Source organism: Vibrio iocasae (assembly GCF_042245395.1).
Lineage (GTDB): Bacteria > Pseudomonadota > Gammaproteobacteria > Enterobacterales > Vibrionaceae > Vibrio > Vibrio iocasae.
On the sequence record NZ_CP145311.1, the window covers coordinates 2,643,857 to 2,665,079 of the forward strand.

A 21,223-nucleotide genomic window follows, 5' to 3' on the forward strand; every position below is an offset into this window, starting at 1 on the left:
CGATCTCTTACTTATCCGCCACGAGCGCCTGAACCCAAGGTCTATGGCTCTCTTTGGACAATATTTCGTTTCTGAATCTTACCAGCGTCACACTGACAAAGAAGAAGGCAAAACCAAAGATATTAAGAAGCAGTGGCCAAAGCATGTCCCCTGAAATCGATGGTTTTTCAAATTTAGTAATTGTCGCACCCTGATGAAGAGTGTTCCACCACTCAACAGAGAAGTGAATGATCGGAAGGTTTACAACACCAACGATCGCAAGAATACCTGCAGCTTTTGCTGCCGTCTTCTGGTCATCAAACGCATGGTAAAGCGCGATTACACCAAGATAGAGGAAAAGAAGAATAAGTTCAGAAGTTAACCTTGCATCCCATACCCACCAGGCACCCCACATCGGTTTACCCCAGATGGCTCCAGTAAGCAATGCAATAAACGTGAACACAGCTCCGATTGGCGCCATTGCAGCAGCCGCCATATTCGATAATCTTAGTTGCCAGACAATCCCTATAAACGCAGCAATTGCCATAGACATATACGCACCCATCGACCAGATAGCAGAAGGCACATGAATATAGATAATTCTAAAACTATCTCCTTGTTGATAATCAGAAGGGGCGAATGCCAATCCCCAGATCGTACCTACGCCCAGACAAAAAATCGCCAGAACCGAAAACCAGGGTAGAAGTTTGCCACACAATCGATATGTGGTTTCAGGTTTAGAATATGGATGGAGCCATTTCCACATTGTTAATCTCACTCTTGCTTCATTAACACAATATCGACCTATTAGTAGTTAGAATGCCGATATAAACTTAAATTCATCTGACCAAAGATTTATCCTAATACTTTAGTCGTAGCAATACCCCAAATGGGGTGTTTAAGGGTATCAATTCACACTAACTCGAAGTGCTGCACTTATTGCAAACGGTGTAAGCGTAATAGAGCCTACGAGCATAGCAGCCATGATGGCCAGTTGTCCGTTGTATGCCATTCCCAGACTCGCAGCATCGATAGCGGAAGTTGCAAAAATCAATACAGGAATAAACAGCGGCAAGATCAACAAACTTAGTAGAACGCCACCTTTTTGTAGTCCGACTGTCAGCGCTACACCAATCGCTCCAATGAAGCTAAGCGTTGGTGTTCCGACCAACAGAGTCAATACAACTGTTTTCCATGTATTAAAGTCCAGGGATAACAATACAGCTAATAGAGGACTAATTAGAATAAGTGGCAAACCGGTAAGCAACCAGTGCGCTATAACCTTTGAAATAACGACAACTTGAAGCGGGACCGGAAACAACATCATCTGCTCCAGTGCACCATCAGCAAAATCATCCCTAAACAAGCGCTCCATTGAGAGGAGAACAGATAACAGAGCGGCCACCCAAATAATACCCGCAGCGATACGCGCAAGTAGGTTCGGTTCCGGGCCGATACTCAGTGGAAATAATGTGATAACGATAATGAAGAACCAAAGAGGGTTAAGAATATCTGCCTGACGGCGAAAAGCTATCAATAACTCTCTGCGGATTATGGATATCATAGAACTCAGCATATCATTCACCCAATTTTATTTTTCTAAGTTTTGGTGAATCTTCAAACATATCCTGATGGGTAGTTAGAAGTACGATTCCGCCTTTTTCGGCATGCTCTAGAAACAGGTTCTCCAGAACTTTCACGCCCTGCTTATCAATTGCGGTAAGCGGCTCATCAAGAATCCACAAAGGTTGTTCACTAATCCACAGCCGAGCCAATGCAACACGTCGCTGTTGTCCTGCGGAAAGCTGGGCTACCGGAACATCTTCACGACCAGCGAGACCAACCTGAGCCAGCGCCTGCCATAGGATCTCTTTGTCAGCACTCTTTTGGTGGATAGACTGATAGAAAGCGAGATTTTCAAAACCAGACAGTTCTCTTTTTACACCGGTTTGGTGACCTAAGAACAGGAGATCTTGATGGAACGCGTCTCTGTCAGATTGCGTTGACACCTGTTTCCAGAATACATCACCGCCATCTTTGTCACCCAGTCCTGCAATGATCCTGAGCATAGTCGTCTTGCCGGTGCCATTTCGCCCTTCAATCTGGACAATTTCACCTGAGTTGACCTTAAAGGAGAGATCTTCAAAAAGAACTCTTTCATCCCTTATTGCCGTAAGATTTGATACTTCTAACATGAACGTAATAATTTATGAAATAGACGGTTATCTTAACATAGTGCGAAAGAGCGCAGACAGTGCGTATACAGCCGGAAACCTAAATATTTTTCTTGTGATTCGCTGCTTTATCACAAAATTACAAAAAAATATCGTTACATAATACTTTAGAGGTAGTTATAAAAAAAGAGCGCAAGCGCTCTTTTATGTAACCTTTTGATAACAGTCCATTATCTTTTGATTGGTTGTTTTCTTTGTGCAGTTGCACGTTTACCCTGATTAGTTGCTTGCCTGCTTAGAGGAGGGACACTCTCCTTACCAGCAATTTTATTCTGTAGCGACATCATTAGCTCAGCTTCAGCTTTTGGTAGTTCGCACTCTTCGATTAATTCATCAATGCCCGCACCCAGTTGAACCATTTTACTGGCTCTTGAATATAGCCGACTATCAGAATCTACGTGCTCAAGCTCATTGACTCTTTCTGAGAGGTGTTGAATCAGGTCTTGTTGCTCTGTGACTTTCTGACCAAGCCCTACAACCACGGAGCGCACTTCAAGGAGCTGATTGTTCGCTTTCTGAAGCTCTTTATCCATCTGGCGGGTAGCTTGACGTAACTTATCAGATTGCTGCTGTGCTTGCGCTCTGCCTCTTAACCATACGAACAGAACAAGCACCACAAATACAATTCCCCCGATTGCCAGGGGAATCAAATTTGCGCTAACCGACTCAACCATTACAGGTGCGCCATTTCAGCCCATTCTTCGTCAGTAAGAAGTTTGTTCAGGTCAACAAGAATCAACAACTTACCATCACGGTTGCTTACACCCTGAATAAACTTAGCACTTTCATCAGTACCAACACTTGGTGTTGTGTCGATTTCTGAAGAGCGTAGGTAAACAACTTCAGCAACACTATCAACCAGAATACCGATTACCTGACGTTCTGATTCAATAACAATAATACGAGTATTATCCGTTACCTCACCTTCCATCAAACCAAAACGAGAACGTGTGTCGATAACGGTGACAACATTACCACGCAAATTAATAATGCCCAGAACATAGTCTGGAGCACCTGGTACTGGTGCGATTTCTGAATAACGCAGAACCTCACGGACTTGCATTACGTTAATGCCGTAAGTCTCTTCTTCCAGTTGGAAAGTTACCCACTGAAGTACTTCGTCATTAGCTTGATCTTTTTTAGCTTCTACTTCATTCACTTGAGACATGGTTTATCCTCTCTGTGTCACTACGGACAAATTGATCAACTATCTAGAGATTTTACATCCAGACCAGCATTTAACATTTTTATAAGTGCTTCAACATGAATCAAAGCACACATTTTCTCTCTTACCATTCCCGCAAGCCACGGTCTCTTACCTGCCTGCGTACGCCAATTTACTTTATCAGCGTTTAAGGTTTCAGTACCTTTCAGTTCTGTGCTTGCCAGTCCCCAATTACTCAGTCCTAACATAACAACATACTGATAGTTTTCTTTATGGCTGTCATCGGTAAGGCGATCGGCCATTACCCATTTAGCCGTATCAACAACATCCAATTGGTCTTCTTTGTTTGTCTGAAGTCCTAAATACCACTCTGGACGCCCAATCAAATGACTCATATCACCCTTTCGGTGAATACCACCCAGCTCATCTAGTGGAACCGCAAAAGTAATACCACTTACTTCAAAATAGAGTACCTGGAAATCTTCAGTACGTTCTGTACTTTGCCAGTCGGAGATATCCAACCCACCAGCCTGAATTTCCAGTTCAACCTCTTCTTCGACAACGATTTCTTCAGTAACTTCTGCTACTTCGGATACAACTACTTCTGGTTCAGCAACAACTTCCTCAGAAATGACTTCTTCAACTTCTGGTATAACCCAGTCCTGAATCTCTTCTACTACTTCAGCAACTGGTTCTGTTACCACTGATTTCGCTATTTCATCAGTGTTTTGCTCCATGATAGTAGAAACGTCAGCCGCAAAATCGGTCGTTTCGAGTTTATCAAGTAAACGCTGCACATCTTCGAGTGCGGGTACTTCAAACTCGTTGTACTCAAGTTCAGTATAGGACGAATGAAAGTCAGGTTGTAATTTTGCTTCAGGTACAAGAGCATCAACATCCGAAGCCGATGCTTCTGCTTCCGCTTCTTCACTATATGCGAGTTCAGCCACCGGTTGTTCAACTGGAGCAGACTCAGTTACTGCTGCTTTGACCGCAACTGTCTCTGCCGGAGCCTTGTCAGAAACGACAACCTCTAAAGCCGGAGTTACCGAAACATCTTCAAGCTCTTCTTCCAGCAGCGCTGTAAAATACTCATCCAGCGCTTCTTCACCTGACAATATATGGTCTCTTCTATCCATCAACCGCAAGCCTCTCCAAATAAATCAGCAGTTGTTTATAAGCAAACACACCCCTGCTCCCTTCAGCGAAATGAGAGGCTGGCAAACGTTTCAAACTTGCATCTCGGAATTTTGTATCGATTGGAACGGCTGAAGTCCAGACTTGATCCGGGTAGTCCTTCTTAAGTTGCGTCAGTGTCTGTAACGACGCTCTGGTACGCTTATCATACATTGTCGGGACGATGGTCGTTTTAAACTCACGATTACGCGACTTCTGCATAATCGCAAGAGTGCGAACCATACGTTCAAGGCCTTTCATTGCCAGAAACTCAGTTTGGACTGGGATCAGTATACGATCACTTGCTGCCAGAGCATTCACCATCATTACGCCCAGTATTGGCGGACAATCGATCAGAACATAATCATAATCGTTGTGAAGCGCCAATAATGCCCGTTTGAGGATAAGCCCCATCCCACTGCGGTTACCCATAACACGATCTAATGTTGCAAGGGACATATGAGCCGGAACAAGGTCAATGTTCTCAACCTCTGTTTTCAGGATAAGTGGTAGAACACTTTCACGATCCAGCTCTGGCAATTGGAAAAGGTCGAATAAACTTTTAGCCACCGCATCGGAGTCAAAACCTAAATAGGTTGTCAAAGAGGCATGAGGATCCGTATCAACCAACAAAACTCGATGACCTTTTTTCGCCAGCAGACCAGCGAGAGTCACTGTTGTCGTTGTCTTACCAACACCACCTTTCTGGTTTGCTACACTCCAGACTATCATCAACGACTCCTACGCCATGCCAATTTCGACAAGCATTCGTTCTGATATGCGTTCCAAAGGCAAGTCTTCTGAAGAAAGCCCTGCCTTAGCAACAGCCTGTGGCATGCCATAAACCACACAGCTCTCTTCATCCTGAGCCCAAATGGTTGCACCTGCAGATTTCAGCATACGTGCACCTTCGCGTCCGTCAGCCCCCATGCCTGTTAGCACCATGGAAAGAACTTTATCGCCATATATCTTAGCCGCAGATCCAAAAGTCACATCGACACAAGGCTTGTAATTCATACGGTCACCGCCGTCCAAAACTTTAAGTCTGGCACTTCCAGGGCGACCATCTATCATCATCTGCATGCCGCCAGGAGCAAGATAAGCAACCCCCGGGCGCAGAGCATCCCCATCTTCGGCTTCTTTCACTTGAATCTTACAAAGTGAGTTCAGGCGACTGGCAAAAGCAGCGGTAAACGTCGCTGGCATATGCTGTATCAGCACGATTGGATGCGGGTAGTTAGCAGGAAGTTTTGTAAGAATTTTCTGTAGAGCAACGGGACCACCTGTGGATGTGCCAATTGCGGTAAGTTGATACTTCTTACCGCTGGCCCGAAACTTGGCTCTGCTGGTAACAGATTCAGTTCGACCGGACGCTGGAGCCGCAGTCGTACTTCTTAAAGTACTTGTGGTGGTCCTTCTTGTCGTCGTTGTTGGAGCTGCTGGCGCAGATGCGGTTCTTCGCATAAATGCGCGCTTACGAGCTATCTCCGCAACCCTCTGTTGGAGGAGCTGAGTTGCTTCATCTCGGTTTCTGGCAATGTCCTCAAACTTCTTAGGTAAGAAGTCCAATGCACCAGCATCCAGAGCATCAAGAGTTGCTCGCGCTCCGTCATGAGTAAGAGAAGAGAACATCAAAATCGGCGTTGGCTGAACTTTCATTATTTCTCGTACAGCCGTAATGCCATCCATAATTGGCATCTCGATGTCCATTGTAATTACATCTGGCTTAATCTCTTTTGCCTTCTGTACTGCCTCTTTACCATTGGTTGCTACATCCACTACTTCAAGACGCGCATCGGAGTTAATAATCTCACTTACTCTGCGTCTAAAAAAGCTTGAATCATCTACAACCAGTACTCTTACTGCCATAAATCCCTTCTTCAATTACATGCGAGAACGAGTTGCGTACTCTTTTAATAAGTTTGGTACATCAAGGATAAGTGCAATATGACCATCACTAGTGATCGTTGCACCAGCCATTCCTGGCGTGCCTTGTAGAAGTTCATCTAGTGGCTTAATGACCACTTCTTCCTGACCGATCAACGAGTCGACAACAAAACCAACTCGCTGACTACCAATTTGAACAATTACGACGTGACCATGCCCTTTACGCTGATCGACCATACCTGCTTTAGGTACAAGCCAGTTTTGCAGATAGAACAATGGAATAGATTTCTCACGGACAATAATTGTTAGCTGACCATCAACCACATTTGTCTTGCTCAGGTCCAGATTGAATATCTCATTTACACTTGCTAGTGGTAGTGCAAATGGCTGCTCACAAACTCCAACCATCAGTGTCGGAAGAATTGCCAGAGTCAGAGGTACTTTAATGGTTATCTTAGTACCTTTACCCATCTCTGAGTCGACATCTACTGAGCCATTAAGCGTATTGATCGCCGTTTTAACAACGTCCATACCAACACCACGGCCTGAAATATCTGAAATCTGGTCTTTACTAGAAAAACCTGGTGCAAAAATAAGGTTGAAACACTCTTTGTTCGTTAAACGCGAAGCGGCTTCTGTATCCATAAGCCCGCGTTTAACAGCGATGCCTCTCAGCTTATCCGGGTCCATACCGCCACCATCATCAACGATAGCGAGTTCAATATGGTCACCTTCCTGAGAAGCAGACAGAATAACTTTGCCTGTGCGAGACTTACCTGCTTTCTCACGTATGTCCGGCATTTCGATACCGTGGTCAACAGAGTTACGAACCAAGTGAATAAGTGGATCAGCAAGGGCTTCGACAAGGTTCTTATCCAGATCCGTATCTTCGCCACGCATTTCAAGAACAATGTCTTTCTTAAGTGTTCTTGCAAGGTCACGTACTACGCGAGGGAATCGGCCAAACACTTTTTTGATTGGCTGCATACGCGTCTTCATAACCGCGCCCTGAAGGTCAGCAGTTACAATATCTAGGTTAGCAACCGCCTTTGACATTTCTTCATCGTTACGGTTTAAACCAAGGCTAACAAGACGGTTTCGTACCAATACCAGCTCACCCACCATATTCATAATGGTATCTAGTGTTGAGGTATCAACACGAACTGTTGCCTCTGCCTGAGGTTTAGGTGCCTGATTTTGTTGCTTAGCGGCGCCAGGTTTCTCAGCAGCTTTAGCAGGAGCTGCTGCTTTTTTAGCGGCTGGCTTCGCAGGTTTAGGCGTCGGTTTTGCTTCCGGTTTTGGAGCCGCTGGCGGTGGTGTCGCTGGTGTAGTATTCGCTGTTACTGGCTTAGTTGCAGCATCAAGCTCTTCTATACTTGGCCCCTTACCAGTGCCGTGCAATTGATCCAAAAGCTTCTCAAACTCATCATCTGTCATGAGATCGTCATCTGCAGCCGGATTACTTACAGGTGCTTTAGCCACAGGTGCAGAAGCAGCGGGAGGGTTAGCCGCAGTTGCCTGACCAGGAGCAGCACCTTTGCCATGGAGCTGGTCGAGCAGTTTTTCGAACTCGTCGTCTGTTATATCGCCACTATCAACCGTCGGAGCTGCCTTTTCTGGTACAGCCGCTTTCGGAGGAGCTGGAGCAGCAGGAGCTTCTTTCGTAGCACCTGGTGCAGTACCTTTACCATGAAGTTGGTCTAAAAGTTTTTCAAATTCGTCTTGAGTAATGTCGTCTATAGAATCAGCATCAATCGCAGTTGCTGGAGCTTCTTCAACAACAGGAGCTTCTGGTTCTGCCGGGATTTCGACCTCAGCTACCGGCTCAGACACTGCCGCCTTTTCGTCAGCGCTCTCTGGTTTGCTCAACCTATGAAGTTCCTCTAGAAGAGCAGGATCTGCCGGAGTAAGAGGTTCTCTCTCCTGAACGGCGGCAAACATAACATTTACTGCATCTAATGCCTGAAGGATGGTATCCATCAGATCAGCAGTAACACTGCGTTGACCATTTCGAAGAATATCGAAGACGTTTTCGGCACCGTGACAGGCATCGACTAACTCTGTTAATGAAAGGAAACCAGCTCCACCTTTTACAGTATGGAAGCCGCGGAAAATTGCGTTTAACAGATCGCCGTCTTCAGGGTTATTCTCGAGCTCTATAAGTTGTTCTGACAACAGCTCTAAGATCTCACCGGCTTCAACCAGAAAGTCCTGAAGGATATCTTCATCTAATTCGTAGCTCATACATTACCTCTAGAATCCTAGACTAGACAACAAGTCGTCGACGTCGTCCTGGGAGGAAACAGCATCTTCTCTCTCGTGCGGGTTAAGAATCGGTCCTTCTGGCTCTGTGGACACATTTTGTGCTGTTTCTGTTTTATTCTCTTTTTGATCAACACCAAAAGTCGTCAATATCTCGACTAAACGGTCTTCCACTTCCCGTACAAGGGTAATTACCCTGGTAATAATCTGCCCGGTTAAATCCTGGAAGTCTTGCGCCATCAAAATCTCAGTGAGCTGGCCTCTAAGTTCAGTACTGTCCCCTTCGACTTGCGACAATAAGTCATCAACTCTGTGGCATAGCGCTTTAAACTCAGCTAACTCAATTTTCCCAGCCATAAGCTGGTTCCAGGTCGGACGGATAAGCAGAAGGCTCTCATGCAACTTGTCTGCAATTGGCAGCGTGGTTTCTACCGCATCCATGGTTTTGTTAGCTGCTTGCTCTGTTTTTGCTATCACATACTCTAGCCTGTCTCGGGCATCCGGTATCTCTTCGTTGGCTATCTGACTCATCCGTGGGTCAAACCTGAACTCAGCCAGAGAATCGTGCAGATTCCGAGTTAACTCACCGACCTCTTTTAGCATCGGGTTGGTGGTATCTTGTTGCAGTGATAAAACGAGCTGATCAGCTTCTTCCTGCTGGTCGTTTTCCAACAGTTCTACTAATTGTTTTGCTTGCTCTAAAGAAATCATCTTAATAAGCCCTTTCAACGCTTACTGATTACTCGCCAAGGCGTTATAAGCGTTCGAAAATCTTATCAAGCTTTTCTTTTAACGTAGCAGCGGTGAAAGGCTTAACAATGTAACCATTAACACCAGCCTGAGCTGCTTCGATAATTTGCTCTCGCTTAGCTTCTGCTGTAATCATTAAAACTGGTAAGTGCTTTAGTTCTTCATCTGCACGAATATTCTTTAGCAGATCAATCCCTTGCATACCCGGCATATTCCAGTCGGTCACCACAAAGTCGAATTCACCTTTCTTCAACATTGGTAGCGCCGTCAAACCATCATCCGCTTCCTGGGTATTATTGAAACCCAAGTCACGTAGTAAGTTCTTTACAATTCTGCGCATTGTTGAGAAGTCATCAACAATGAGGATCTTCATGTTTTTATTCAAAATTGCCTCCACTGAGTTTCAAGTCAGTGTTATTAATCGTTTTGAGTCCACGCACTAAGTTTAATGCGCAATCGTTGCATTGACTGGCTAAGTATTTGACTGACGCGAGATTCGCTAACACCCAAAACTTCACCTATTTCTTTTAAATTTAGCTCTTCATCATAATAAAGTGAAAGAACTAATGCTTCTCTTTCGGGAAGACTTTTGATCGAATCGACTAAAGCCTGACGAAAATTCTCATCCGCCACACCCTGAAACGGTGTATTCTCATCAAGATTGTCTTCTTTGGTGATGACATCTTCCGATACACCTAAATCTTCAATACCAACCAAACGGGAACAGTTTATATCAGATAGAGCAGCGTGATACTGCTCAAGTGTCAAATTTAGATGAGCGGCAACTTCTGCGTCCGTTGGATCTCTTTTTAGAGATGATTCCAGCTCATTTATAGCCTGACTTATCGTTCGATTATTTTTATGGACTGAGCGAGGTACCCAGTCACCTTTACGAACTTCATCTAACATTGCCCCTCGAATACGAATTCCCGCATAAGTCTCGAAACTCGCACCTTTAGAGGCGTCATAATTCTGCTGCGCTTCAATCAGGCCTATCATTCCAGCCTGTATTAAGTCTTCTACCAAGACACTAGGAGGCAATCGCCCCAATAAGTGGTGGGCGATTCTTTTAACCAAATCTGAATACTGCTCCAGAAACGATCTCTGTGTACTGAGATTCGCTTTTTGGTCATATGTTAGCGCCTTATTCACCAAAAGGCTCTCCTACTGATTCCTTCTTCATCAGCAATCTTTCCACAAAAAACTCGAGATGACCACTAGGGCTTTTCGGTATTGGCCATGTTAACACTTTATTTGCTAGAGAGCTCAAAGCAAGTGCCGCTGGCGAACGTGGATATGCATCTACCACAATTTTCTGTTTTTTGACTGCCTGACGAACTTTATCATCCAATGGAATACATGCTACGAGTTCAAGGCTCACATTCAAGAAGCGCTCTGTGACCAAGGTCAACTTTGCGAATAATTCTCTGCCTTCTCGGTAACTTCTGACCATATTTGCAACAATTTTGAAGCGTTGTACCTGGTGTTCGCGACTTAACAGCTTGATAAGTGCATATGCATCCGTGATCGAAGTAGGTTCGTCACACACCACCACTAAAACATCCTGAGCTGCTCTTGAAAAGCTTACTACCATGTCAGAAATACCCGCTGCCGTGTCGATAAGAAGAACATCCATCTCCTCTTCAAGCGTACCAAAAGCACGTATCAGACCGGCGTGTTGAGCATGGGACAGCTCAGTCATGCTCTGAGTCCCGGACGTTGCCGGAATGATTCTGATTCCATATGGGCCTTCTACGATCGCATCTTTCAGCTCACATTCACCCGCAAGTACATGTCCAAGGTTTCTTTTACTCTTGATACCAAGCATTACGTCGACGTTTGCTAACCCCAAATCAGCATCAAGAACCATAACTTTTTTACCCTGGCGGGCAATAGCAATAGCCAGACCTAACGTAACATTTGATTTACCTACACCACCTTTACCGCCGGTTACAGCAATAACCTTGGTAAGTGTAGGTTGTGCTAAGCGACGGAGGCCGCTTGCTTGATCATTAATCATATTATTTGTCATAAATTCGTCCGCCGCTAGAATCCTTCAGAATCGCTATTCCAGTAATGAGGTTCATTCTCTGTTGATTTCTCAAGCAACTCGTTTGCTTTTGCGACCATATATTTAGGTTGAGCTATCACGATATCTTCCGGTACACGCTGTCCATTTGCTATGTAAGCAACAGGCAAAGCGTTTTCTACGACAACGCTGATAAACTCACCAAGGCTTAATGACTCATCAATTTTCGTTAATACACAGCCCGATAACGGGATGCGCTTGAAGTGTTCTATGGTTTCTTGCAGAACTTTTCTCTGCGCAGTAGCAGGAAGAACCAGGTAGCTACTGATCGCCTCTCCACTGTTTTGCATAAGTGTGTCTAGCTGTTCCGATAGCCTTACATCTCTTTGTCCCATCCCAGCAGTGTCTACAAGAACTAAGCGACGGTTTCTAAGTTGATATATTACTTCGGCCAATTCATCAGAATCTTTAGCAACTCTTACCGGACAGCCCATAATTCGACCATAAATTGCCAATTGTTCATGAGCACCAATTCGGTAAGTGTCTGTGGTAACCAGTGCAACATTGTCTGAGCCGTATTCCATCGCAGCTCTGGCAGCAAGCTTTGCAATCGTTGTTGTTTTACCCACACCAGTAGGACCTAACAACGCGACTACACCACCTTTTTTGAGAATATCGGTTTTGGTTACGACTATCTGATCTGAAATCAATCCTAATAGTGCTTTCCAGGCCTGCGCTGGCTGCGTGTCTTCAGGTATATAACATGCTAACTGGTCGGACAGTTCAGAAGATAGACCCATTCTCTCTAGGCGTTTAATGAGCATAGCGCGCAGAGGTTCGCGACGTTCAACTTCCTGCCACATCAAGCCAGACACCTGATGCTCTAGCAAGCGACGAATCGAGTTCATCTCCTCTCGCATCGACTCCAGCTCCTGAGCGGAATCTGCTTCATTCTGAGGCTCGCTACGCTTCCTGTCGTAACGTGTAGGATCGAGTTTAGGCGATTGTCTTGGTGCATCTCGATCTTCTGCGATAAGACGTGCTAAACCCGACTCTTCTGATAATGACGAAGAAATAGCGCCCCGGCCACCTCTACTCATGTCTTGCGTCTGATCTCTGCCCTCAGCTTGCCTTTTTAACAACGAAGCTAACGAGTCTGCTTCTGTAGACGCTGGCGCATTTTGCTGACCTTCTTCCTGGCTATATTGCTTCAGCATGTTAGCAAAGCGCTTGGTCATCGAACCTTGACCCGCCCCGGTAGGAGTCTGAGCTTGTAGACTCACTCTGTCTTCTTGTAGCTCTCGGGAGGCATATCGGTTATTGACCTGAGATTGAGAGAAGTCGTTAGAGTAGCGACTGTTTTGTGTTGGAGCCGGAGTTACTGGAGTTGAGTCACCATCAACAGCCGCAACAATCTCTACGCCTCCGGTCACCTTTTTGTTGGACATAATTACAGCTTCTGCTCCAAGCTCTTCTTTGACCTGAAGCAGTGCCGTTCTCATGTCCTTTGCGAAAAATCGTTTTATCTTCAAGATACTTGTCCAAGTTTAATCAGCACGGTTAATTACCCACTGCCTGTACAATTCGAATCTGTTTTTCATCAGGAATTTCTTGGTAAGAAAGCACCCGGAGATTCGGTATTGTGTTCTTCACAAACTTCGCTAACGTCGTCCGGAGTACTCCGGAGGTTAATAATACTGCTGGCTCACCCTTGAGCTCTTGCTCTTGTGTCGCCTGACTCAATGAAGACTGAAGCCTTTCAGCTAATCCAGGCTCTATACCCGTTGATTCTCCACCAGAAGCCTGCATGGTCTGATGCAAGATTTGTTCCAGTTCAGGAATCAATGTAATCACTGGCAATTCAGGCTCTATCCCATTGATTTCCTGTACAATAAGGCGTTTCAACGATATACGAACAGCCGCTGTTAAAATGTCAGGTTCTTGACTCTTACTCGAGTACTCCGACAGTGTTTGAACAATTGTCCGAACGTCTCGAATTGGAATCGCTTCATTCAACAAGTTTTGAAGTACTTTCACCACCACTCCAAGGCTAAGCTGATCCGGCACAAACCCTTCAACCAACTTCGGTGCCGAACGTCCCAGCATCTCAAGAAGGTTCTGAACCTCTTCGTGTCCAATAAGTTGTGACGCATTATTGGTCAGTAATTGACTCAAGTGAGTTGCTAAAACCGTTGCTGAGTCTACTACAGTATAGCCCAGTGCTTGCGCATGCTCTCTGTGCTCTTCTCTGATCCAAACCGCTTCCAAGCCAAATGCTGGGTCTACCGTCGGTTCACCTTCAACCATACCGTATACCTGACCTGGGTTAATCGCTAATTCCTGATCCGGTCTGATTTCAGCTTCACCAACCGCAACGCCCATAAGGGTAATGCGATAGCTGTTTGGTGTTAGTTCAAGATTGTCCCTGATATGTACCGCGGGAATAAGAAAGCCAAAGTCCTGAGAAAGCTTTTTCCGTACACCTTTAACTCGCTCTAGAAGCTCTCCACCCTGATCTCTGTCCACCATTGGAATCAGGCGATAGCCCACTTCTAGGCCAATTACATCAACTGGCTGAACGTCATCCCATGAGAGTTCTTTCTGAGCCGGTGCTTCACCCTCTTTCACTTCTGGCAACTTAGGTTTGGCTGCTTCTTTCTTCTGTTTTTTATGTATCAGGTACGCACCAACACCAGCTAAAGTACTAAGAAGTAAGAATGCAAAGTGTGGCATGCCAGGTACGATACCCATTACCCCTAAGATCCCTGAAGTGATAATCAGGGCTTTTGGGTTATCGAACATCTGGAAGACCATCTGCTGACCCATGTCTTCATCAGTATTCTGACGGGTCACCATGATGGCAGCAGAGATAGAAAGTAAAAGAGATGGAATCTGAGCAACCAGACCGTCACCAATAGTCAGCAGGGTATATATCTCAATCGCTTCTTGAAAACCAAGATCGAATTGAATCATACCGATAGAAAGTCCGCCGACAATGTTAATAAACAGGATTAGAATACCTGCAATCGCATCTCCTTTTACAAACTTAGAAGCACCATCCATCGAACCGTAGAAGTCGGCTTCTTTAGTCACTTCGAATCGACGTGTTCTTGCTTGTTCCTGATCGATTAAGCCTGCGTTTAAGTCGGCATCAATCGCCATCTGCTTACCTGGCAAGGCATCCAACGTAAAGCGGGCGCTTACTTCGGAAATACGTCCTGCACCTTTGGTAACAACCATAAAGTTGATGATCATCAGGATTAGGAAAACCACTAAACCTACCGCATAGTTACCGCCAATTACGACGCTACCGAAGGCTTCAATAACGTTACCAGCGGCATTACCACCCTCATGACCATACAAAAGAACGACCCGTGTAGAAGCAACGTTTAGAGCAAGCCTGAGCAAAGTTGCTATCAGAAGTACTGTCGGGAAAGCAGCAAAATCGAGCGGACGCCTTGTATAAACCGTTACCAATAGAACAACCATTGCCAGGGCAATATTGAAGGTAAAGGAGATATCCAGCAGTAACGGAGGGATAGGCAGAACTATCATTCCGAGGGTAGCAAGTACTAGTACAGGTGCCCCAATAGCAGGAAGGGCTCTGGTAGGTATACTTGGTAACCTGTCGGAATAAGGTAAATTAAACTTCATATATCAGCTGAGGTAGTTTCAAACCTATTGATAATCAACAGGTTAATTTATGGATAATAGCGCTTAGGGGGTAATATGCAATATCTAGTCCATGGTTTTCAGTCAAAAAGTTGACTGGTAGGCTTGCTTCATTGAGTCCATACCCGAATCGGGCTCTTACTTTGAAGGGGCATAACGGGAATACTTTATTCCATAGCCGTTGTTTAAAGGTTTCACATTCAGTGGTGAGATACCTGAAATGTGTACTGGGAATGCCCTATTCCATCAGCCGCTATTTAAAATCTAGGTGGATGAATCACATTTCTCATTTTGGCATGCTGATTCCATAGGGCACACCCAATACACACCTACCAAGATACGATCATTCAGATAATGTATTTATTGCACGGAACTGGAGTGATTTACCGGGTGTACTCGCTGTATTGAACATGCCAAATAAAAACTGGTAAATACAATCGTTGATCTTTTAAATAGCGGTTCATGGAAGCGAGTATTCCCGGTGAGTCACGTACTCTAACGATCGACCCTAATAACGCAGATCCGGTGGAATCGGCATATTCTCTTCTGCTAGCACTGGCCTTTGACCACCACGTTTCCGGAACTGTTTTAACTGGAATACATAAGCAAGCACCTGCGCTACCGCAACGAACAAGCCATCTGGAATTTGTTGTTCTAACTCAGTGGAGTGGTACAAAGCACGCGCTAAAGGTGGAGCTGGAATGACATAAATATCATGCTCTCTGGCAACTTCCCGAATTTTTAGTGCCATGTGATCGGTACCCTTGGCGACGACAATCGGCGCTTTATCGGTTTTGGTATCATATCGCAGTGCAACAGAGAAATGCTCCGGGTTAGTAACAACAACATCCGCAGTCGGTACTTCTGCCATCATTCGACGTTGGGCAGCTTCTCGCTGGAGCATACGAATCCGGCCTTTTACTTCCGGCTTACCTTCAGTTTCTTTATACTCATCTTTCACTTCCTGCTTCGTCATTTTCAGCTGATCGGCATGCTGCCAAATCTGAAATGGAATATCGATGGCGACAACCACCAGCAATGAACAACTAATAAGTAGAATAAAACTCAGAAGAATTTCTAATGCATGGAAAATGTTTTGTGGGAATACATCCATACTCAGCTGAAACAGATCTACCTTCGAGCGTTCTATAAGATAAAAGGCTACCCCAGCAACAAGAGCCACTTTAAGAATAGATTTGATTAGCTCGACCCAACTCTGCAATCCGACCATGCGTTTTAGCCCGCTGAGTGGGTTCATTTTAGACGCTTTAGGCATCGCAGCTTCAACAGAAAAGCTAATACCACCCACACCTGCAGCGCCAATTAATGCCGCAACAAAAAGAGTAAACAGAACCAGTGTTAAAGGCAGAAATAATTGTACTAAAGCCCCAGACGCAATATCCAATAGTTTAGTTGTATTGAAAATCTCATCGCGACTCAGGGAAAACAGGCGCTCCATCATGCGGAACAAACCCATCGCAAGAGTTTCTCCGTACATCATTAATGATAAAGCCCCTACAACAAGCACTGAAACTGATGCCAGCTCCTTAGAGCGGGCGACCTGCCCCTTTTCTCTCGCCTGTTGTAACCGCCTGGGCGTGGCGTCTTCGGTCCGTTCCTGACCGTCTTGTTCTGCCAACTCAGCCTCCTAGCAATCCAGCCTAATCAATCGACAAATCTGCTGCTCGCCTTCAAGCCAGTAAAGATCGTAATGGCTAAATAGTCCAAGCAGTATGTACCAACACAGTAATAGACCAACAATTAACGCAAATGCAAATCCAAGCGAAAAAATGTTCAGCTGTGGTGCGGCACGCGTCATTACACCAAATGACAGGTTAATCGTAAGCAGAGCGATAATCCCCGACAAAGACATACTCAATGCCGTTTTGAACATGATACTTAACCAAAGCGCCATTTCACGAAAGTCTGTCGTTGTCAGCGAACCCGAACCGATAGGTAAGCTCTTGAAGCTGAACACCACCAGTTGTATCAATTTTAGGTGACCATCTGTTGCAAGAAAAAACATGGTCGCCACAAACATAAACAACTGACCAAGCAAAGGGGTGTTCTGCCCGTTCGCTGGATCTACCATCGAAGCAAAACCCAGACTCGACTGCATACCGAGGATCTGGCCTAGCATAACGAAAGTCTGGATCATAAACTGCGTCACCATACCCATGGCAACCCCAATAAGTATCTGTTCAAAGGTAGTGAGAAAGCCTTCAAAAGAGAGGAGTTGAAGCTCTTGGGGAACGGCCGGAATCGCTGGCATCACGGCAAAAGTGACCGCCAGAGAAAGGTAGAGCCTCAATCGGGTTGAAACAAAGCGAGCGCCCGTTACCGTCATCACCATAAACATGGCTGAGATACGAGTAAACGGCCAAAAATAGTTGGCTATCCAATCCAGAATGATGGTTGTTGGATACTCCATAATGGAACCTAATAGAGAATCGACGGTAGCCTGTCTACCATCTCGAAGAAGAATCCCATTAACGACTGTGTCATCCAGTGCCCGAGGAATGACAAAGCGAGCAACGTTACAATCAAACGTGGTAGAAAACTCAGTGTTTGTTCGTTAATCGAAGTTGCCGCCTGAAAAATCGCCACGATCAAGCCAACCAGAAGGCTTGGTACTATGATGGCACACACCATAATCAGCACCATCCAAAGCGCCTCGCGGAATATCTCGACAAACATCTCTGGTGTCATATTCTGCTCTCCTTAGCTACAACGCGAAACTGCCCGCGAGGGTAGACAGAATCAAGTTCCATCCATCCACCAGCACAAATAGCATAAGTTTAAATGGCAGCGATACAATCATTGGAGATAGCATCATCATACCCATCGCCATCAAAATGGAAGCAACAACCAGATCGATAATCAAAAATGGCAAAAACAGCATAAAACCAATCTGGAAAGCTGTTTTTAGCTCAGACGTAATAAACGCTGGAATCAAAACAGCCATAGAAACATCTTCTGGATTTTGTGCGTCTGAACCTGAGATATTTACAAAGGTTTCAAGATCTTTCACCCGGGTCTGCTTCAACATAAAACTTTTCATCGGCCCTTGAGCCTGGTCAAATGCCTGCCTTGCCGTGATTTCTTCATTCAAATAAGGCTGAACCGCATCTGTGTTCACCTTATCGATAACCGGTGACATGATAAAAAAGGTAAGAAAAATAGCGATACCAATGATCACCTGATTCGAAGGTGTCTGCTGAAGACCCATAGCCTGCCTGAGAATAGACATGACCACTACAATACGGGTAAACGAAGTCATCAAAATAACCATGGCGGGCAGGAAGCCAAGCATGGTCATCAACGCAAGAATTTGCAGGTTTATCGAATAGTCTTCACTACCATCCGGATTCGCGGTCATGGTAAAGGCAGGAATACCACCACCACCAGAACTGCTTCCTAGCGCTATTGTCTGGCGATTTCCATCTGCACTCTCCATCGCCTGAACCGTAATGGTTTCAGCTCCGGTAGCCGTTGCTGGTATCTGCGTTTCCAATTCTTCCTGCGCTAATGCAAAAGGGGAGCAGATTAAAAACACAAACGCTGCCAGTAAGGCAGCGATAGTACTATTTCTTCGCATCTTTCTTCAGTATTTGTGATAGTTGATTGGCAAATGGTGTCGATTCCGGCACTTCGGTGTCTAGGGTTTTATCTAACCGGGAAATTAAATTTATGGAGTTTGGCGTGATACCGACTAAGTACTGTTCTTCTCCGGCTTGCACGACGGCAATTCGTTCCTTAGTGCCTACAGGTATTTGCCTAAGAATCTTAAGATCTTTCTGACTTCCTATCGCAGGATGCTGCATTCTTTTTAACACCCATGCCAAAACAAGGATAAGAGCCAAAACAAAGAGTAGCGAACCCAGAGTGGTCGCAATATCCATGCTAGATGCACCGGCAGCAAGTACCGGTGTGCTAAGCAATAATGAGGAGAAAAGCGCAGCTAATAGCTTCATATTATTATCGAAGCTTCTTGATACGCTCTGTCTGGCTGATAACGTCAGTGAGACGAATACCAAACTTATCGTTGACCACAACCACTTCGCCATGGGCAATCAACGTACCATTAACCATCACGTCCAGAGACTCACCAGCTACTCTGTCTAGCTCTACAACCGAACCCTGGTTGAGTTGTAGAAGGTTACGAATACTGATTTGAGAGCGCCCGACTTCCATTGAGATAGTCACCGGAATATCCATAATGGTATCCAGTTTACGACGCTCATCATCCGTAATTGGTGCAGAGGTATCCGATAGTTCTTCCAGCGGTGCCGCTTCTATATCATCAGAGCCACCCTGTGCCGCTGGGTCTTCACTTAAGGCTGCGGCCCATTCGTCTGCTAATTTTTGGTCTTCATTCGGATCCATTGTTACTATCCTTATTCTTGATTTCCGCTACCGGAAACCTTAACTCACTCTGTATTATTCATCGTCGTCCGACTCACCTTCATTACTGATTTCAGACATAATGTCTTTACTCAGGAAGGCGATATCAGATTTGACCACTTCAGGACGTTTGATCTTCTCAGAAACCTGAACTGCTAGCCTGTCATCGGAACGCCCCATCTTAACTCTGTAAGTAGGAAGCTCTTCCACATACATCACCGCATGTTCTGGCATATCGATAGGAATAACATCACCCGGCTGCAACTCCATCAGGTCGCGCAGAGAGATGTCTCTTTCCAGCAGGTTAACGCGGAAATTCACCGGAACGTCCATTATTTCGTCTCTGAGAGCAGTACTCCAACGTACGTCCGTTTCCATCTTGTCCGACTGAACACCGGCATCAAGCAGTTCCCTGATAGGTTCCACCATGGAATATGGCATTACAACGTGGAAGTCACCACCGCCACCATCCACTTCGATGTGGAATGAACTCACAACGATCACCTCTGTCGGGCTCACGATGTTAGCCATACTAGGGTTTACCTCTGAATCGAGGTATTCAAATTCGACCCCCATAACTGGAGACCAGGCTTCTTTGTAGTCAGAAAAGACAATTTTCAGAAGCAACTGGATAATTCGTCGTTCAGTAGGTGTAAATTCTCGACCTTCGATTTTCGCGTGGAACCGACCATCACCGCCGAAGAAGTTCTCTACCAAGATAAATACCAAACGCGCTTCCATGGTGATCAACGCCGTACCTTTTAGCGGTCGGAATCTCACCATGTTTAGGCTCGTTGGTACATACAATGTATTTTGGTATTCACCAAACTTCATCATCTGTACACCGTTGATGGAGACTTCTGCTGTCTTTCGAAGCATATTGAACAAGCTGACTCGCATATGACGTGCAAATCGCTCGTTAATAAGCTCCAGAGTCGGCATCCGACCACGGACAATCCTATCCTGAGATGAGAAGTCAAAGGTTACGGCAGATTCCGACTCCTCATCGAGCAGCTCTTCTTCTTCATCAACGTCATCAACACCGTGTAAGAGCGCGTCAATTTCGTCCTGGGTTAATAGATCAGTCACTTGAATCCTATTGAATTACAAAGTCTGTAAAAAGTACTTTCTCGACAACCGGCTTCCCAACAACCTCATTCATTGTCGCGCGAATATCATCCGTCGCTTGATCACGAAGCTGCGTACGGCCTGTTGGTGTTCGTAGCTGTTCAACGGTCGCTGTACTAAATGTGTTCAAAAGCGTACTTTCAATCAATGGAGAGTGGTGTCTCGCCATATCTTCATTATCAAGACCACGAACCATCAACTGCACTTTAACCTGCACCAGTCTGTCCCGCTGCTTTCCCGGAGCACTAAACAAAAAAGGTTGAGGTACGTTTACATAAGACGCGGGTTCAGGAAGTGCCGCTCTTGAGCTGTCTGCGATTTCTTCAGTTTGCTCAGCGTCATCCGACCCCATCAAAAAGAATGCTGCACCACCACCGCCAGCCAGTAAAACGACTACTGCAATAATGATAATTAAAAGTTTCTTTTTCCCTTTGGGCGCTTCACCGCCTTCTGTGTTTTCTTCTTCAGCCATACTCGTCTCTAACTGATTAATATTCCATTACTTCAGTGCAGCTTTATACACTGAAAAGAGTGTGT

At 45.3% G+C, this 21,223-nt stretch carries 23 protein-coding genes; all 23 read right to left on the reverse strand.

The features are described from left to right. Nucleotides 1-7: 7 nt before the first annotated feature. The 23 genes from SNR28_RS21795 to fliL all read right to left on the reverse strand — a co-directional run bounded on the left by SNR28_RS21795 (nt 8) and on the right by fliL (nt 21,158). Entirely contained in the window at nt 8-745 is a 738-nt protein-coding gene (locus tag SNR28_RS21795) for a heme ABC transporter permease (RefSeq protein WP_375750855.1), read from the reverse strand. Between the two features lie 141 nt (nt 746-886). Then, complete coding sequence (ccmB, locus tag SNR28_RS21800) at nt 887-1,555, reverse strand: heme exporter protein CcmB (RefSeq protein ID WP_375750857.1); 669 nt, start codon at nt 1,553-1,555, stop codon at nt 887-889. Nucleotide 1,556: 1 nt separating this feature from the next. Continuing rightward, the gene (ccmA, locus tag SNR28_RS21805; RefSeq protein ID WP_375750858.1) at nt 1,557-2,174 is read right to left on the reverse strand and encodes a cytochrome c biogenesis heme-transporting ATPase CcmA; all 618 of its coding nucleotides are present in this window, start codon (nt 2,172-2,174) and stop codon (nt 1,557-1,559) included. A 209-nt stretch (nt 2,175-2,383) separates the two neighbouring features. Further along, nucleotides 2,384-2,887: a DUF2802 domain-containing protein gene (locus SNR28_RS21810; RefSeq protein ID WP_375750859.1), complete on the reverse strand. Its 504-nt coding sequence runs from the start codon at nt 2,885-2,887 to the stop codon at nt 2,384-2,386. Beyond that, entirely contained in the window at nt 2,887-3,381 is a 495-nt protein-coding gene (locus SNR28_RS21815) for a chemotaxis protein CheW (protein WP_375750860.1), read from the reverse strand. The genes SNR28_RS21810 and SNR28_RS21815 overlap by 1 nt, the downstream gene beginning before the upstream one ends. 35 nt (nt 3,382-3,416) lie before the next feature. Next, nucleotides 3,417-4,517, reverse strand: a complete 1,101-nt coding sequence (locus SNR28_RS21820; protein ID WP_375750862.1) for a chemotaxis protein CheW — start codon at nt 4,515-4,517, stop codon at nt 3,417-3,419. Further along, on the reverse strand, nt 4,510-5,286 hold the full coding sequence (locus SNR28_RS21825; RefSeq protein WP_375750864.1) for a ParA family protein: 777 nt from the start codon (nt 5,284-5,286) through the stop codon (nt 4,510-4,512). Before SNR28_RS21825 ends, SNR28_RS21820 begins: the two co-directional genes overlap by 8 nt. Nucleotides 5,287-5,295: 9 nt before the next feature. After that, complete coding sequence (locus tag SNR28_RS21830) at nt 5,296-6,423, reverse strand: chemotaxis response regulator protein-glutamate methylesterase (RefSeq protein WP_375750865.1); 1,128 nt, start codon at nt 6,421-6,423, stop codon at nt 5,296-5,298. Nucleotides 6,424-6,438: 15 nt separating this feature from the next. Beyond that, entirely contained in the window at nt 6,439-8,685 is a 2,247-nt protein-coding gene (locus SNR28_RS21835; RefSeq protein WP_375750867.1) for a chemotaxis protein CheA, read from the reverse strand. Nucleotides 8,686-8,694: 9 nt separating this feature from the next. Further along, nucleotides 8,695-9,414: a protein phosphatase CheZ gene (locus SNR28_RS21840; protein ID WP_375750868.1), complete on the reverse strand. Its 720-nt coding sequence runs from the start codon at nt 9,412-9,414 to the stop codon at nt 8,695-8,697. Between the two features lie 43 nt (nt 9,415-9,457). After that, nucleotides 9,458-9,826 carry a chemotaxis response regulator CheY gene (gene cheY, locus SNR28_RS21845; protein ID WP_232767174.1) on the reverse strand — a complete coding sequence of 123 codons (369 nt, stop codon included), beginning with the start codon at nt 9,824-9,826 and terminating at the stop codon, nt 9,458-9,460. 44 nt (nt 9,827-9,870) lie between these two features. Next, a complete protein-coding gene (locus SNR28_RS21850) occupies nt 9,871-10,605 on the reverse strand; it encodes an RNA polymerase sigma factor FliA (RefSeq protein ID WP_375750870.1) in 735 nt (244 codons plus the stop codon). Continuing rightward, nucleotides 10,598-11,485 carry a MinD/ParA family protein gene (locus tag SNR28_RS21855; protein WP_375750872.1) on the reverse strand — a complete coding sequence of 296 codons (888 nt, stop codon included), beginning with the start codon at nt 11,483-11,485 and terminating at the stop codon, nt 10,598-10,600. Before SNR28_RS21855 ends, SNR28_RS21850 begins: the two co-directional genes overlap by 8 nt. Before the next feature lie 14 nt (nt 11,486-11,499). After that, the gene (gene flhF / locus SNR28_RS21860; RefSeq protein ID WP_375750873.1) at nt 11,500-13,014 is read right to left on the reverse strand and encodes a flagellar biosynthesis protein FlhF; all 1,515 of its coding nucleotides are present in this window, start codon (nt 13,012-13,014) and stop codon (nt 11,500-11,502) included. 28 nt (nt 13,015-13,042) lie between these two features. After that, nucleotides 13,043-15,136 (reverse strand): flagellar biosynthesis protein FlhA, encoded by a 2,094-nt coding sequence (gene flhA / locus SNR28_RS21865; protein WP_375750874.1) that lies wholly within the window; start codon nt 15,134-15,136, stop codon nt 13,043-13,045. A gap of 526 nt (nt 15,137-15,662) precedes the next feature. After that, nucleotides 15,663-16,793: a flagellar biosynthesis protein FlhB gene (gene flhB / locus SNR28_RS21870; protein WP_375750875.1), complete on the reverse strand. Its 1,131-nt coding sequence runs from the start codon at nt 16,791-16,793 to the stop codon at nt 15,663-15,665. Between the two features lie 9 nt (nt 16,794-16,802). Then, entirely contained in the window at nt 16,803-17,585 is a 783-nt protein-coding gene (gene fliR / locus SNR28_RS21875; protein ID WP_375750877.1) for a flagellar biosynthetic protein FliR, read from the reverse strand. A gap of 8 nt (nt 17,586-17,593) precedes the next feature. Then, the gene (gene fliQ / locus SNR28_RS21880) at nt 17,594-17,863 is read right to left on the reverse strand and encodes a flagellar biosynthesis protein FliQ (protein WP_375750878.1); all 270 of its coding nucleotides are present in this window, start codon (nt 17,861-17,863) and stop codon (nt 17,594-17,596) included. Nucleotides 17,864-17,879: 16 nt separating this feature from the next. Continuing rightward, on the reverse strand, nt 17,880-18,752 hold the full coding sequence (gene fliP, locus SNR28_RS21885; protein ID WP_375750880.1) for a flagellar type III secretion system pore protein FliP: 873 nt from the start codon (nt 18,750-18,752) through the stop codon (nt 17,880-17,882). Further along, on the reverse strand, nt 18,739-19,128 hold the full coding sequence (fliO, locus tag SNR28_RS21890; protein ID WP_375750882.1) for a flagellar biosynthetic protein FliO: 390 nt from the start codon (nt 19,126-19,128) through the stop codon (nt 18,739-18,741). Before fliO ends, fliP begins: the two co-directional genes overlap by 14 nt. A gap of 4 nt (nt 19,129-19,132) precedes the next feature. Further along, a complete protein-coding gene (fliN, locus tag SNR28_RS21895; protein ID WP_375750883.1) occupies nt 19,133-19,540 on the reverse strand; it encodes a flagellar motor switch protein FliN in 408 nt (135 codons plus the stop codon). Between the two features lie 54 nt (nt 19,541-19,594). Further along, the gene (gene fliM, locus SNR28_RS21900) at nt 19,595-20,647 is read right to left on the reverse strand and encodes a flagellar motor switch protein FliM (protein WP_375750884.1); all 1,053 of its coding nucleotides are present in this window, start codon (nt 20,645-20,647) and stop codon (nt 19,595-19,597) included. Between the two features lie 7 nt (nt 20,648-20,654). Beyond that, on the reverse strand, nt 20,655-21,158 hold the full coding sequence (gene fliL, locus SNR28_RS21905; protein WP_375750885.1) for a flagellar basal body-associated protein FliL: 504 nt from the start codon (nt 21,156-21,158) through the stop codon (nt 20,655-20,657). Nucleotides 21,159-21,223 lie beyond the last annotated feature (65 nt).

Coding starts and splice junctions, on each gene's coding strand:
- SNR28_RS21795 (WP_375750855.1), bottom strand. CDS start 745: ATGTGGAAATGGCTCCATCCATATTCTAAACCTGAAACCACATATCGA.
- ccmB (WP_375750857.1), bottom strand. CDS start 1,555: ATGCTGAGTTCTATGATATCCATAATCCGCAGAGAGTTATTGATAGCT.
- ccmA (WP_375750858.1), bottom strand. CDS start 2,174: ATGTTAGAAGTATCAAATCTTACGGCAATAAGGGATGAAAGAGTTCTT.
- SNR28_RS21810 (WP_375750859.1), bottom strand. CDS start 2,887: ATGGTTGAGTCGGTTAGCGCAAATTTGATTCCCCTGGCAATCGGGGGA.
- SNR28_RS21815 (WP_375750860.1), bottom strand. CDS start 3,381: ATGTCTCAAGTGAATGAAGTAGAAGCTAAAAAAGATCAAGCTAATGAC.
- SNR28_RS21820 (WP_375750862.1), bottom strand. CDS start 4,517: ATGGATAGAAGAGACCATATATTGTCAGGTGAAGAAGCGCTGGATGAG.
- SNR28_RS21825 (WP_375750864.1), bottom strand. CDS start 5,286: ATGATAGTCTGGAGTGTAGCAAACCAGAAAGGTGGTGTTGGTAAGACA.
- SNR28_RS21830 (WP_375750865.1), bottom strand. CDS start 6,423: ATGGCAGTAAGAGTACTGGTTGTAGATGATTCAAGCTTTTTTAGACGC.
- SNR28_RS21835 (WP_375750867.1), bottom strand. CDS start 8,685: ATGAGCTACGAATTAGATGAAGATATCCTTCAGGACTTTCTGGTTGAA.
- SNR28_RS21840 (WP_375750868.1), bottom strand. CDS start 9,414: ATGATTTCTTTAGAGCAAGCAAAACAATTAGTAGAACTGTTGGAAAAC.
- cheY (WP_232767174.1), bottom strand. CDS start 9,826: ATGAAGATCCTCATTGTTGATGACTTCTCAACAATGCGCAGAATTGTA.
- SNR28_RS21855 (WP_375750872.1), bottom strand. CDS start 11,485: ATGACAAATAATATGATTAATGATCAAGCAAGCGGCCTCCGTCGCTTA.
- flhA (WP_375750874.1), bottom strand. CDS start 15,136: ATGAAGTTTAATTTACCTTATTCCGACAGGTTACCAAGTATACCTACC.
- fliR (WP_375750877.1), bottom strand. CDS start 17,585: ATGGAGTATCCAACAACCATCATTCTGGATTGGATAGCCAACTATTTT.
- fliQ (WP_375750878.1), bottom strand. CDS start 17,863: ATGACACCAGAGATGTTTGTCGAGATATTCCGCGAGGCGCTTTGGATG.
- fliP (WP_375750880.1), bottom strand. CDS start 18,752: ATGCGAAGAAATAGTACTATCGCTGCCTTACTGGCAGCGTTTGTGTTT.
- fliO (WP_375750882.1), bottom strand. CDS start 19,128: ATGAAGCTATTAGCTGCGCTTTTCTCCTCATTATTGCTTAGCACACCG.
- fliN (WP_375750883.1), bottom strand. CDS start 19,540: ATGGATCCGAATGAAGACCAAAAATTAGCAGACGAATGGGCCGCAGCC.
- fliL (WP_375750885.1), bottom strand. CDS start 21,158: ATGGCTGAAGAAGAAAACACAGAAGGCGGTGAAGCGCCCAAAGGGAAA.